Consider the following 15,217-nt stretch of genomic DNA (forward strand, 5'->3'; position numbering starts at 1 on the left):
TTACTTTAATCAAATTTTGATGATTAAAAATTTTCTAGTATATATAATAGGAGGTTAGTTCAATGGATGAGAAGAAAATAAAATTACATAAGACTAAAGTTTTAGCAAATCAAAATTTATGTAGGTCTGTTATTTCTATAAATAATTCTTTAGGAGAAGAAGTAAATGATAAAGATAATGATTATTTAACTTTTGGAGTTAAGAATACTGTGGATATTCCTATAAGTTTGGTGGACAAATTAAGGAAAAATTCTAAATATTTATTTGCAACTATAGATAAAATGTCTCATCTTGGTAGAAGTATAGATACAGATTTAATTAATCCATTAACATATAGATGCATGACAGGATCAAGTAGTGGAACAGCTATTAATATCCTTAAAGGGATTAATGACTTTGGAATAGGAACAGATGGTGGAGGATCAGTACTAGCACCAGCACTTAGTACTAATTTATATTCATTTATAGGATCAGGAGTTGGATTAGTCACAGGAAAGGAAAGTTTATCCACAGATAGTATATCTTTTACAGGAGGAATTGGAGTAATATCAAAAAGCTTCCATATATTAAAAGATGTAGTTGAAGAAATATTAGAAAAGAAAATAAAATATAGTGAGGATAAAATAAGAGTATTGATACCTAAGAATAATTCAATAGTTTTACCTGATGGAATGGACATGAGATTAGAAATAGACAAAGCAATTAATTATATAAATGAAAATAGTAATATGGTGGACAAATTAAGAGATAATCAATGGGATAGTTTAGTGGACGAAGATAGGGAAAATTTGGTGGATAAGGCAGTAGAGAAGCTAGAAGAAAATCTGGAGGACAAGTTTAAGAATAATCCAGAGCAAAAATTGATGGCTAAATTAGAAGATAGTTTAGTAGATAAGTCTGCTAAGGATAAAGCAAGTAGTGAAAATATTAAGGCAAAATTTGAATTCATAGAATACTCTTTTGATAATATATATGAAAGAAATATTGCTATAAAAGAAATAAAGAATATATTTAATAATGATATTGCAGATATTATTTTAACTTATGAAGGTCCAATAGATGTATATGGTTATGATGAAACTATCCAAAGAAGTTTTAAAGGTAAGGCTGAAAAAGAAATCACATCAAATGGGGGAAAAGGAATAGTTAAAGCAATAAATATGTGTAAATGTACAGGTATTACAATTCCAGGAGAAAAGCTTGCTAGTGGATTTGTGATTTGTGCAAATGAGGGGATGGAAGGATTAATTAATGCTTTTGATCTTGGAGAAATTATTGAAGAAAGTATAGAAAAAAATGAAATATTTAATAGATATTTTATTGATAGAGAGAAGTTTGTGGAACCAATAGAATAATGAAAAGATAGGTCCTAGGGAAATTACCTCATTGGTCTAGAGAAATTCAACTGAAGGTCAGAAAATAGGAAAAAGAAAATTCAAATTAGTGATATTATGTTATAATAAAACTCCAAGCCGGTTTCAGTAAAATTTATTTTAAAGTCATTTTAGGAGAGAAGACATATGATAAGTGAAAATAAAAAACAACATGTATCAATAATTAAGAATTTTATTCCATTTATTTTACTAATGTTATCAATGTATATAATACATAGGTATGTATATATATATGCTGATGATTTGTATTATTCTAGAGATATTCAAAATGGGATTTCATATTTACCAAAGCTGATGTGGAAAGAGTTAAATGTAAATGGACGAGTATGGGTTCATGTACTATTATCAATTTTAGTAAAATATGATGCAGTATTATATAGAATAATAAATCCAATAATTATAACATTAGGTGCGGTTTTAATTGCTAAGATTAGTAATAAAGATAGGGGTAGTAATAAAATTTTACCAGCAGCAGTTGTAAGTTCCCTTTTATTTTTAGCAATACCAACACAAATAGCTAATACAACTTTATATTATGCTGCATGTGCATTAAATTATTTATATCCTACACTAGTCTCTATATTATTTGGATATATTTTTTTAATATATTATTCAAAAGAGAAAAATTTATCTAAAATTAATTTTGGGATTATTGTACTTGGATTTTTTGCAGCTTCATCAACTCAACAAGCAGGAGCAATTGGAATTGGATATAGTGTTTTAATGAGTTTATACATAGCATTTATGAAGGGATATAAATTAAAGGCTAAATACTTTATTAACTTTATACCTTTAGTATTGGGATATGGATTAGTTACTTTTGGATCATTAAAAAGAATGTTACTTGAAAAAGATAGTGGAGTAGTAATTAAAATATCTGAAACTATAATGGAGATTTTAAAAACAAATATATTTTCAAAACCTGTAAGTATATTTACTATACTTATATTGATATGCTTAGTAATATGGATAATTAAGTTTTCTAGAGAGTATCAACATAATAAGACTTTAAGATATTTCAATACACTATTAGCAATAGCTTTATTAATATCAAGCTTATGCTATATATATGTTGTAATTATTAAGGGATATAAAGTTGAAGTTATCACTTTAGCAAATATAACAAGTGAAATTACTTTATTTTATTTAGGATTTACGGTAATTTATATTTTTTCTATGTTATATGTAGGGACTCTTATATTATTAAATAAAAAAAATCCATTTATTTTGGCGTCTATTATCAATGCAATAGGTGCACAGGTTATGCTTCTAGTTGCTGATTCTAGATTTGCAAGTGCATATAAAATAATTTTTCCATCTCAATTATTAATGTTTATATTTATTTGCTATACATTTTCAGAATTATACTATGAGAAAAGTATAAATTTAAATAAGGTAATTTTTTATTCTTTAATAATTCCATTTACAGTAATAGCATTTAGATATTATTTTATTAATTATAATGGATATAAGAGTACATCTTCAGAGATAGAGTATAACTTAAATATGATAGAAGAATATCAAAAATCTTCAGACAAGAGTAGTATAACTTTAAAAAAGGTACCACCTAGTATATATGGATATAATCTAGGAAATTGGAATAAGATGCCTTACTTTATGAAACAATGTTATAAAATAAATGAAGATACTATAATAAATTATATTGAATAAGTTTTATATAAAAGTATATTTAATAAAAAATAGACATCTGTGCAAGGCATATTTAACAAGATGTCTATTTTTATTTTATTAAAATATATATTATTCTAATAGTTTTTAATTTAATAGTGCATTAAAAATTATAATTAATTATTATTAAATTTATTTATCTTTAAGTGCTAGTCTCACAACTAAAAAGTTTACAGGTATTGAAATACAGTAAACAAAGAGTGGTGCAAGTGCTTTACTGATTCCTAGGTAGATAAATATATTTAGTAAAAACATTTGTAATAAATAATTAAAAATATGGGCAAAGGTAAATTTAGCTCCCTTTTTAGCAGATACATTAGTCTTAAAAGTAAAATATGTTGATGCTATATAATTAAAGCAAAAGCTTATTATATAGCCTAATGTATAAGAAATATTATACTGAACACCTAATTTTTCGAGAATTATGTAAATTGAATAACTAATAATAGTTGCTATTACGCCAACAATAGCAAATCGAAAAAATTGAAGAATAAAATCAATATTAATTTTTTTCATAATTAAAAATCTCCGTTATTTAATGTCTTTTATATTTGATTTATCAGTAATGTAGTTTGGTCTATTTTTAACTTCTAAGTATGTTCTAGAAAGATATTCGCCTATTATTCCAACGGAAATTAATTGAATTCCACCAATAAATAGTATTATACATAGTAAGGATGCATAGCCAGGAACATCTTTTCCGAAAGCTAAAGTTCTAATAAAAATATATATAGCGTAAAGGAAAGAACCAGCAGATATAGTAATTCCTAAAAAACTAGCTATTTTTAATGGTGCAACAGAAAATGATACTATTCCTTCTATGGCATATGTAAATAATCCCCAAAAAGACCATGTAGTTTGTCCAGCAACTCGTTCTACATTATCTATTTCTAACCATTTTGTTTTGAATCCTACCCATTCAAATATCCCTTTAGTAAATCTATGATACTCAGAAAGCTCTAAAACTGAATTAACCATTTTTCTGTTCATTAATCTATAATCAGTAGCGGCTTCAGTTATTGTAATTTTTGAAGTTTTATTAATAATTTTATAGAACAATTTTGCAAAATAACTTCTTATTAAAGGTTCTCCATTTCTATTTCTTCTTTTGGTTGCTACAGAATCATAACCATCTTCAATTGCAGAAATCATGTCTAATAATAATTCAGGTGGATGTTGTAAATCTGCATCCATTATTACCACTAAATCACCTGAAGCATTTTTCAAGCCAGATAGCATTGCTGCTTCTTTACCAAAATTTCTTGAAAATGTAATATACTTTACATTTGAATTTAAAGAAGCAAGTTTATATATAATATTTTTTGTTTTATCAATACTTCCATCATCAATAAATATAACTTCAGTATAATAATTATTTATTGAATCTGTAACTTTAGTAAGTTCTGAATAAAAAAGCTCCAAGCCCTCTTCTTCATTATAGCACGGAACAACAATACTAATTAATTTATTTGCTTTCATATTAACTCCTTTTAATCTTTGTTTTATTACTACGTTTCTAAATTTTAATTCTATCATAAAGAAATCATAATATTCAATAAGTTTAGTAGAAATTTGGATGTATAAAAAGATAAAATATGTAAAAATATAACAAACTTTAAGATGAAGTTTCAGCTTTTTATAAAATAAAAGTATATATAGTTAATATAAAATCAAGAAAAATATAAGGTAATTAATATAAACTTAAGGTTATCTTAAGAAAAAAAGAGAAAAAATATACTATAGGTTAGTTAAATAAGTCTAGTTAGATTGTAGAGTGTAATATATTAGTACAATATATTTAATTAATATAATATAATACTAAAATGGCTATAGTACTATGTGCTATATGCTTTAAATCTGAAACAAAAGAAGAAAATATTAAATTAGAAAAGGAGAAAATATGGTATTTAGTTCATCAGTATTTATTTTTATGTTTTTACCATTAGTAGTTTTCTTATACTATATTTCTGGTAAAAAACTAAGAAATTACATTTTACTTCTTGCAAGCTTGTTATTTTATGCATGGGGAGGCATGAACTACTTAAAGATATTGATTGTATCTATTTTGATTAATTATATTTTTGGATTATTAATAGATAAGACAGTTGATAAAAAAGGTTTAAGAAAGTTTTTCTTAATATTAGGGATAATTTTAAATCTAGCCTTGCTATTTTATTATAAATATTATGATTTCTTTATAGAAAATGTTAATACTTTATTTAATATGAATTTTGAATTAAAAAGAATAGTATTACCTATAGGGATATCATTTTTTACCTTCCAAGGAATGTCTTACATAATAGATATTTATAGAAATGATGGAAAAGTAAACAAGAATATTTTTTCAGTTGCTTTATATATATCACTTTTTCCTCAATTAGTTGCAGGACCAATAATAAAATATAAGACAATAGATGAGCAAATAAGGAACAGAAAAGAATCTATTGAGTATTTCAGCTATGGAATAAATAGATTTGTAATAGGACTTGGGAAGAAGATTATAATTTCAGACATGCTTGGAGCTATATCTGATAATATTTTTCTTTTATCTAGTTCATCAGGAATTGATATGATAACAGCTTGGATAGGAGCTATTTGTTATACTTTACAAATATACTTTGATTTTTCAGGATATTCAGATATGGCAATTGGTCTTGGATATTTCTTTGGATTTAAGTTTCCAGAAAACTTTAATTATCCATATATATCAAAGTCAATTACAGAATTTTGGAGAAGATGGCATATATCCTTATCAACGTGGTTTAAGGAATATCTGTACATACCGCTAGGTGGAAATAGAAGAGGAAATGTATATTTCAATTTATTTGTTGTCTTTTTAGTGACTGGCTTATGGCATGGTGCTTCATGGAACTTTGTAATTTGGGGCTTATGGCATGGATTATTTATGATAATAGAAAGATTCATAAGAGATAAAGAATGGTACAAAAAAATTCCTTCATATATAAAAATACCAATTACGTTATTTATTGTAGTAATAGGTTGGGTTTTATTTAAGGCAACTACTTTAGAAGAAGGCTTAAAATATTTATCCATAATGTTTGGCTTATCTAATTTTAGTGATATAACATTTGAGTACACTTACTTTATAAGCAGAAAGCTTATAGTATTAATCATTATTGGCATAATAGCTTCAACACCAATATTAAAAGATATCTTCAACAGATATAGAGATGTAAAAGCGTTTGAATTAATCAAAACAATTTTGATAACTTTATTATTTATAATATCAATAATATTTATGGTCAATTCAACATATAGTCCGTTTATTTACTTTCAATTTTAAAGTGAATAGTTAGAGGTGAGGTGATGAAAATGCATTTGTTCAATAAAAACATAAAATTAAAAAGCTTAAACAATAAAAATTCGAAGTTTATAAAAATAAATAATTTAATTAAAATAGGAGCTTTCTTTTTGGTAATTTTGATACCAGTAATATTTATGAACTTAAAAAAAGATCAGATTTCTAAAATAGATAATAGAATGCTCTTAAATTTTGAAGATATATTTTCAAATGAAGATGTATTCAATAATATAAAAAGCTATTTTGATGATAGAATTGGCTTTAGAACAGAAATGGTGGATCTTTATGCTAATGTTATGGATAAAGTCTTCAATGAAATAACACATCCTAAATATGAATATGGAAAAGATGGATTCATAATGTCTAAAGCAGAAGAAAATGAATTCGATCCAGAGTTTATGGAGATATATTCAGACTTCATAAAGAAATTCCAAAACTACTGTAATGACAGGAATATAAAGTTTTTATATGCAGTAGAGCCAAGAAAAGAGCTTATATACCCAGAGTATATAACAGAAGGATATAATTATGAAAATAGAGATATAGAATACTTTTTAGAGCTTTTGGAAGAAAAGGATATAAACTACTTGAATAATTTAGAAACCTTAAGAGAAGCAAAGGAAAAGAACTTAGCCGAAGATATATTAATAAAAGGTTATATTAATTCTATATACATAGAAAAGATGGAAGCTCTTGAAGCAGAAGGACTTCTTGATAGAGCGGATGAATTAATTGAAGTAGAAGAGTCAGAAAGATTAGGTGAGCTAAGTAGGTTAAGTAAAGCAGAAGAATTATTTGAATCGGATGAATTGAATAGATATTTAGAGTATAAATTTGATAACAATTCAAAAGATGAAATTGTAGATAGCAGAGGATTGCTTTTTGATAAAGAATATGATGCAAGGCATTGGAATGAAACAGGAGCAATAATTGGTATATCAGCAATATTAGATAGACTTAATTTATTAGATAATAGAGTTGTAGCTTTTAATATAGATAATTATAAAGCACAAAATTATATAAATGATACTCTTGTTGCATCAGATTTTGAACTAAACGAAATAACAACTCATTATAGTTTAATAAAAGATAATTCTATATATATAGAAGATTTAGAAGATGAAATAAAAAGGCATGAAAGCTTTAGAAACTTTACACATTATAAAAATGAAGCAAATCCAAATGCACCAAGAATATTAATATTTGCAGGAAGCTATTTTGATAATAAAGAAAAATTCCTTACAGAAAGCTTTTCAGAGCTTATGAAAATTCATAACTACAGAAATGTTTTAGATTATGAATACTATATAAATATATTTAATCCAGATATAGTTTTATTTGAGTCCACAGAATATACTCATTTTGATTTTTACTTCCCAGATGATGAGATGGAAGATAAAGTTCATATAAAGAATTTAAAACAATATTTAAATGAAGGAAATTTAAAAGAAGATAATTTTGTAGTTACTAAGTCAAATAACTTAAGTAACTACAGTAATAATAAAAATCATAGTGATATAACTTTGAATGATAGTAATTTAATAAAAAATAGTACTTTATCTGATAGCTTTTTTGAAAAGTCAGGAACAAATTTAACAAACTTTTCTATTCCAATAGATAGTGAAGATGTTTTATTTACTTATGCCTATATAAATAATAGAATACTAGATTGCCAAATAAATGAAATAGATAATCAAAAATATGTTGAGTTTTCTATTATGACTTCTGAAATAGAGAATTTAGATAAATTTGATTTGTATTTTATTTCGAAGGATGAAGAAAGATATCAGAAAGTAAGCTTTGGAGTGGGTTAGAGATTAACTTATTAGAATTAATTAGAAAAAAGATTGAGCCCAGGGGGAATTCTCCTGAGGCTCAATCTTTTTTATCTACATTATTATTCATTTTTAATATTTAATTTCTATTTAGTTATTCTATTGAAAATATAAATTTATGAAGTTCTTTAGTTGTACCTTCAATATCTATATTAGTATGATACATATCAGTGAAACCTGCACTTATTATATTTTCATCTGAAGGAAATCTTCCTTGTTCTATATTATTTAAGCCCATACCCAAAGCTTTAGTTGAAATTGATATAATTTCAGAGTTTGAAAGGTTAGTTGTTACAAGAGGTAGTATATTATTTATAAGACCAGGAACTTCAGTTAAGTTAATATCTTTGAACTTAACAAATAAAGCATTTAATACATCCCTTTGACGTTCAGTTCGTTTAAAATCTCTTCCATCTGTATATCTAATTCTACAGTAAGCAGAAGCTTGTGTACCATTTAAAAGTTGTTTTCCAGGGCTATATATATGTTCTGTAGTTGTTTCGTTATTTTTATCTATATGGTCTATGTATCCATTAATGTATTCGAGCTCATCGGGAGTTATTTCAATTTCTACTCCACCAAGTGCATCTATTATTTTAGGAAGTCTTTTTAAATCTACTTGAACAAACTTATCTATATTCAAATTAAAGTTATAGTTTATAGTTTTCAATATAGAGCTTGGCCCTCCATCTAATATTGTATAGTTTAAATTCATTTTTCCACCCTGAGGTAAATCTAAATAGATATCGCGCATTAAAGAACAAAGTTTTATATTATTATTTTTAGTATCAATAGATAAAATCATAGTTGCATCTGCTGAACTAACATCATAGTATTCAGAAAAATCACTTCCAAACAATGCAATAGTTATGACATCATCAGCTTCTTTAGGGGCTTCCTTTCCTGTATTAGTTACATCATTTCTGTCAACTTCAACCCTTTCAACTTTGTTAGATAGAGAATATGTATAAAATACTATTGAACCAATTATTAGTAGTATTATTATAAGTATAGACATGAGTCCAATTTTTCTTTTTGACGTTTTTTTCATTTATAAGCCTCCAAATTCAAAATATAGGTATATTATAGCAAAATAAAGATAATTTTGGAAATAAAATAAAGAGTGTGTATATAAAAATATCTATATTTGATATTAAATGTAAAAAATGATAAAATAATTATTAGTATTGAACATTTTAATGAGGGGGAGAAAAATGAAAAAAATAATTTCTACAATAATAGCTTTACTACTTTTGATACCATCAATGAAACCATTGGCAGATAGTAAAGCTGAAAATGACAATATATATAATTATATGATAGAAAATGGTACTAGCCTTGGAGTAGATAATATTAATGACGATTTGGATAGTTCTAACACGCCATTAATGTCTAATGGTTCAACAAAAACAATAAAGAATATAGTTGTAATTATAAGATTTAAAGGGGAAGGCGAATTTATTAATGCCGAAAAATCAAATCAGTTAAATGATTCGTATAATAATTTTATTGATAGCAATAATGATAAAGTTTCAGATCCAGGTTCTATATCATTAAATTCATATATAAATGATTTGACTTATGGAGAAATAAATATAAATAGTGATTTTTATCCCAAAGGAGAAGGTACATATCTATCAATTGAAGCTCCAGAAACAAGAGAGTATTATGAAAAATATATTGCAGGAAGCAAAGAAGAACAGGCCTTCATAAGATGGGCTTTTGATTCAGTTAAAAATAATATAAATATACCAGCAAATGAGTTAGATAAAAATGGTGATGGAGAAATTGATGTAGTAACTTTTTTATGTACAGGAGCCACAGTTTCAAATAATATGCTATGGCCACATGAAACTAAATATTTAGGCGATTCATCATTAAATGGAAAGAAATTAGGAAACTATAACTTGATAAATATAGGTACTAATGAAAATAATATTTTTAATAAAAGTTTACTTAAAGTAGCAATACATGAATTCTTACATGTATTTAACTATCCAGACTTATATAGATATTACTATAGAGGAAATCCTGTTGGAGAATGGGACGTTATGGCCAATACAGATGGATATGGTCAATTACCATTAGTATATACAAGGAATCTTTATAGTAATTTAAATTTAAATATCGGAGAAATTAAGAGTGATGGAACATATACAGTTAAGTCTTCTCAAAGCTCCAATAAAAATGATGTAGTTGCATTTAAGATCAAATCACCTTTATCAGAAAAAGAGTATTTTATGGTAGAGTTTAGAAAGCAATCAGGAAATTGGGACAGCACATTACCAGGATCAGGGGTTATAGTTTACAGAATAAATGAAGATGTTGATCCGTATTTAGGAAATAGGAATGGGTATCCAGACCATATTTATGTGTTTAGAGATGGGGATATTAATAGCACATATGCTTCAGGAAATACTAGAACTTCATTTTTTTCACAAGAATCAGGAAGGACAAGCATTGGAAGTAATGATTTAAAAAGTGGATTTGTTTCAAATAGTTTATATTTTAATAACGGACAAAATAGTGGAATTGTAATTTCAGAAGTAGGTAGTGCAAGTGGAGATGAAATAAACTTTAAAGTTACTTTTCCTAAAGAAAATAATGAAGTGAAATTTACTAGCATCATAGGACATGATAGATATGATACAGCTGCAATGCTTAGTAGTTCAAATTTTAATTTATCAGATACTGTAGTAATAGTTAATGGGTTAGAACTAGCAGATGGACTAGCTGTTACACCTTTAGCTACATATTTACAGATACCAATATTATTAGTACAAAATAATAATATTCCAACTGAAACAATGAATGAAATAACAAGACTTGGAATAAAGAAAGTCATTATTGCTGGTGGAGAAGGTGTTGTTTCAAAAAATGTACAAGCGCAATTAAATAACCTAGGTATAAATAATATAATTAGATTAGGCGGAAAAAACAGATATGAAACCTCTTTAGAAATAGCAAAATATATAGATTCAAATTGTTATGATATTGAAAATATAGTATTAGCAAATGGATATGCAGAAGCAGATGCAATGTCAATAGCAGCTGTGTCAGGAAGAGATAGAATGCCGATAATATTAACAGAGGGAAATTCAGTAACTTCTAATAGTTATGATTGGTTAAAAAATGAAAGCTTAAATAATGCATACATAATTGGAGGAACTGGAGTTATATCAGATAAACTATTAAATGATATTAATTTAATTACAGCATTAGATATTAGAGGAAATAGACTAGGTGGTAAGGATAGATATAAGACTAATGCTGCAGTAATAGATAAATTTTATGGTAATGAAATAACAAAAATTTATGCTTCAAAAGGTTTAGAACTGATTGATGCTTTATCTGTAGGACCAATAGTAGCAATTAATAATGGCGCTATAGTTTTATGTGATACAAATTTAGATATAGATCAAAAAATAGCTATTGAAAGAAGGAAAAGTAAGGAAATTATGCAAATAGGCGGAGGAGTTTCTATTAATTCCATAAATTCTTTAAAATATGTATTGAGATAGAATAAAATGGAAACACTTATAATATTACTATAAAAAGGGCATTATAAGTGTTTTTATTTTGTTGAATTCTATAAAAATTAATATTTAACTATATAAATATTAATAAATAAAACTATAAAATTCGACAATGTAAATGATGATTAATTAAATAAAAAAACAATATATGTAAATATTAATAAAGTTTTAATATTTATATATGATAATTTTAATTTAAATTTTAAAATAATAAAAAAAAGAACTTATAAAAATGGGGATTATACGAAATTGATGCATATTTGCAGTTCTTTGTTTTAATACATATCTATGGTATAATGTTTTGTGCGAGAATATGATTATCTCTGTAATATTATTGATAAATATGCAGAAATAATAGTTGGACTTCATAAGGATTTATTAGGGGGATACGCTTTGAGTAATATTAATTTAGATATTAATGTAGAAGTTGGGAAGAAAGAAAGTAGATTAATATATCGATTATCAAAAAGGGTAATTGATATAATAGGTTCATTTACTGGATTAGTATTATTAAGTCCTATATTAATAATAGTTGGGATATTAATAAAATTTGAATCAAAAGGACCAATTGTATTTACTCAAAAAAGAGTTGGTAAAGATGGAAAAGAGTTTGATATGTACAAACTTAGATCTATGGTTATAAATGCAGAAGAAATAAAAGAAAAATTAAAAGAACAAAATGAGATGTCGGGTCCTATGTTTAAAATGAAAGATGATCCAAGAATAACTAAGGTTGGTAAGTTTATAAGAAAGACAAGTATAGATGAATTACCACAATTGGTAAATGTCTTAAAAGGTGATATGAGTTTAGTTGGGCCTAGGCCAAGCCTTCCAAATGAAGTTAAAGAATTTGAAACATGGATGTTAAAAAGACTTAATGTTAAACCAGGACTTACTTGCTATTGGCAAGTTTCAGGAAGAAATAATATCGATTTTGAAGATTGGATGAAGCTAGATATTAAGTACGTAAATGAAAGAAGTTTTTTACTAGATATCAAGCTTATATTTAAGACATTCTTTGTTTTATTTGGAGATAATAATGCTTATTAAGAAAAGGGGATAATTATGAATAAAATAAAAGTTTTAAGTATTTTTGGTACAAGACCAGAAGCTATAAAAATGGCTCCTATTATCAAAGCTTTAGAAAAAGATGAAAGATTTCAATCTATAGTTTGTATAACAGCTCAACATAGAGAAATGTTAGATTCAGTTATGAATATTTTTGGTATGAAAGCTGATTATGATTTAGATATTATGAATCATGAACAAACAATAGTTGATATATCTAATAAGGTTCTTAAGGGGGTTGATAATGTTATAAAGGAATGTAATCCAGATGTTGTGCTAGTACATGGTGATACATCTACAACATTAAATTCCGCATTAGCAGCTTTTTATAATAAAGTTCCGGTAGGACATGTTGAAGCAGGTCTTAGAAGCTATGATAAGTACTCACCATTTCCAGAAGAAATGAATAGAAAGCTTACTGGATCAATAGCTGAACTCCATTTTTCACCTACGGAAAATAATAAAAAAAATTTAGTGAACGAGGGAGTAGCTAATGAAAAGATTTATGTAACTGGAAATACAGTTATAGATGCATTAAAAAGTGTAGTTCAAGATAATTATAAATTTGAATATGAAATATTAAATGAAATAGATTTTGTGAATAAAAAAATGATTTTATTAACTACACATAGGAGGGAAAATTGGGGTAAACCAATGGAAAATATATTTGGTTCTATTATAGATTTATTAAAATCAAATAAAGAGGTAGAGGTAATATTCCCAATGCATAAAAATCCTAAGATCAGATTGTTAGCACATAATTATTTTGACGATTATAAGGACAGGATTCATTTAATAGAACCTTTAGAATATGTTGAATTTTCAAATCTTATGGCAAAGGTTTATTTAATTATGACCGATTCAGGAGGAATTCAAGAGGAAGCACCAGCCCTTGGCAAACCTGTTGTTGTTCTGAGAACTGAAACAGAGAGACCAGAAGCTGTTGATGCAGGAACTGTAAAAGTTTCAGGTATTAATAAACAAGATATATTTAATATAACCAATGAATTAATAAATAAAAATGATATCTATATGAGAATGGCTCAAGCCACCAATCCTTATGGTGATGGTGAATCATCTAATAGAATACTAGAAATATTAGCTTTAGAGTTTGAAAAATAAGGAGAGTACGATAGAATGGGTAAATTAAATATTATAGGATTAGGCTATATAGGATTGCCAACATCGCTTATGTTTGCTGCAAATGGAGTTGAAGTTGTTGGTACTGATTTAAAGGATGAATTAGTTAATACTTTAAATGAAGGAAAACTTACGTTTGAAGAAGAAGGGTTAGAAGATATTTTTAACAAAGCATTAGAGAATGGAATAGAATTTAAAAATGAATATGAAAAAACTAATAAATATATTATAACTGTTCCGACACCATATATTAAGCTTTCGAAAATTATAGATGCTAAATATGTTATTGCTGCTACAAAGCAGGTTCTTGAGGTTTGTGAACCAGGAACTATACTAGTTATCGAATCAACAATATCACCAGGGACGATAGAAAGATTTATTAGACCAATAATAGAAGCAAAGGGATTTAAAATAGGTGAAGATATACATTTAGTACATGCTCCCGAAAGAATAATTCCAGGAAGAATGATTTATGAATTGGAAAACAACTCAAGAACAATAGGCGCGGATTCGATTGAAATCGGTAATGAAGTTAAGTCATGGTATAAAGCATTTTGTAAAAATGAAATTGTTGTAACGGATATTAAAACTGCTGAAATGAGTAAAGTAGTAGAAAATACATTTAGAGATATAAATATAGCTTTTGCAAATGAATTAGCTAAGATTTGTGATAGAGAAAATATGGATGTATATGAGCTTATAAGAATATCTAATAAACATCCTAGAGTAAATATACTTCAACCAGGACCAGGTGTTGGAGGGCATTGTATATCAGTAGATCCATGGTTTTTAGTAGGAGATTACCCTGATATAGTAAATGTTATACGAGGGGCAAGAGAAGTTAATGACGGAATGCCACAGTTCGTATTTGATAAAATACATAAAATAATGAAAGAAAATAATATTAAGGATTATTCTAAAGTAGGTTTATACGGCTTAACATATAAAGAAAATGTAGATGATGTAAGAGAAAGTCCAACATTGCAATTGATGGAAATATTTGAAAAATATAATATGGATAATATTAAAATATATGATCCACTTGTAAAAAAGAAGATGTATAGTAATCAAGTAATGACTTTAGATGATTTTATGAGTGATACTGAAATGATAGTTGTACTTGTGGCTCACGATGAAATTAAGAATAATCAGGATATGCTGAAAAATATGGTAGTATATGATACAAAAAATATTATTAATGTATATAAAAAAATATACAAATTATAAAAAAGG

The 15,217-nt window shown here is 26.3% G+C and carries 11 protein-coding genes; 8 read left to right on the forward strand and 3 right to left on the reverse strand.

Features of this window, described 5'->3' with window-relative positions:
* Positions 1-62: 62 nt before the first annotated feature.
* Positions 63-1,355, forward strand: coding sequence for an amidase family protein (locus tag I2A75_RS06945; protein WP_195263748.1), 1,293 nt, complete (start codon positions 63-65; stop codon positions 1,353-1,355).
* A 165-nt stretch (positions 1,356-1,520) separates the two neighbouring features.
* Positions 1,521-3,065: a DUF6056 family protein gene (locus I2A75_RS06950; RefSeq protein ID WP_195263749.1), complete on the forward strand. Its 1,545-nt coding sequence runs from the start codon at positions 1,521-1,523 to the stop codon at positions 3,063-3,065.
* A 150-nt stretch (positions 3,066-3,215) separates the two neighbouring features.
* Here I2A75_RS06950 and I2A75_RS06955 read toward each other — a convergent pair whose 3' ends face one another.
* Positions 3,216-3,599: a GtrA family protein gene (locus tag I2A75_RS06955; protein ID WP_195263750.1), complete on the reverse strand. Its 384-nt coding sequence runs from the start codon at positions 3,597-3,599 to the stop codon at positions 3,216-3,218.
* Positions 3,600-3,614: 15 nt separating this feature from the next.
* Complete coding sequence (locus I2A75_RS06960; protein WP_347707759.1) at positions 3,615-4,619, reverse strand: glycosyltransferase family 2 protein; 1,005 nt, start codon at positions 4,617-4,619, stop codon at positions 3,615-3,617.
* Positions 4,620-4,983: 364 nt separating this feature from the next.
* Between I2A75_RS06960 and I2A75_RS06965 the strand changes: the two genes are divergently transcribed.
* Entirely contained in the window at positions 4,984-6,387 is a 1,404-nt protein-coding gene (locus tag I2A75_RS06965; RefSeq protein ID WP_195263752.1) for an MBOAT family protein, read from the forward strand.
* A gap of 128 nt (positions 6,388-6,515) precedes the next feature.
* Positions 6,516-8,219 carry an alginate O-acetyltransferase gene (locus tag I2A75_RS06970; RefSeq protein WP_243242065.1) on the forward strand — a complete coding sequence of 568 codons (1,704 nt, stop codon included), beginning with the start codon at positions 6,516-6,518 and terminating at the stop codon, positions 8,217-8,219.
* A gap of 115 nt (positions 8,220-8,334) precedes the next feature.
* Here the strand turns inward: I2A75_RS06970 and I2A75_RS06975 are convergent, their stop codons facing one another.
* Entirely contained in the window at positions 8,335-9,291 is a 957-nt protein-coding gene (locus tag I2A75_RS06975; protein WP_195263753.1) for an LCP family protein, read from the reverse strand.
* A 163-nt stretch (positions 9,292-9,454) separates the two neighbouring features.
* Here I2A75_RS06975 and I2A75_RS06980 point away from each other — a divergent pair, with 163 nt between their 5' ends.
* From I2A75_RS06980 to I2A75_RS06995, 4 genes are all read left to right on the forward strand, one after another.
* On the forward strand, positions 9,455-11,761 hold the full coding sequence (locus I2A75_RS06980) for a cell wall-binding repeat-containing protein (RefSeq protein WP_195263754.1): 2,307 nt from the start codon (positions 9,455-9,457) through the stop codon (positions 11,759-11,761).
* Positions 11,762-12,190: 429 nt separating this feature from the next.
* The gene (locus tag I2A75_RS06985) at positions 12,191-12,826 is read left to right on the forward strand and encodes a sugar transferase (protein ID WP_347707762.1); all 636 of its coding nucleotides are present in this window, start codon (positions 12,191-12,193) and stop codon (positions 12,824-12,826) included.
* A gap of 15 nt (positions 12,827-12,841) precedes the next feature.
* Positions 12,842-13,966, forward strand: coding sequence for a UDP-N-acetylglucosamine 2-epimerase (non-hydrolyzing) (gene wecB, locus I2A75_RS06990; protein WP_195263756.1), 1,125 nt, complete (start codon positions 12,842-12,844; stop codon positions 13,964-13,966).
* A 15-nt stretch (positions 13,967-13,981) separates the two neighbouring features.
* Positions 13,982-15,211, forward strand: coding sequence for a nucleotide sugar dehydrogenase (locus I2A75_RS06995; RefSeq protein ID WP_195263757.1), 1,230 nt, complete (start codon positions 13,982-13,984; stop codon positions 15,209-15,211).
* Positions 15,212-15,217 lie beyond the last annotated feature (6 nt).

The sequence above is a fragment of the Clostridium sp. 1001275B_160808_H3 genome (assembly GCF_015550425.1).
Lineage (GTDB): Bacteria > Bacillota > Clostridia > Clostridiales > Clostridiaceae > Clostridium.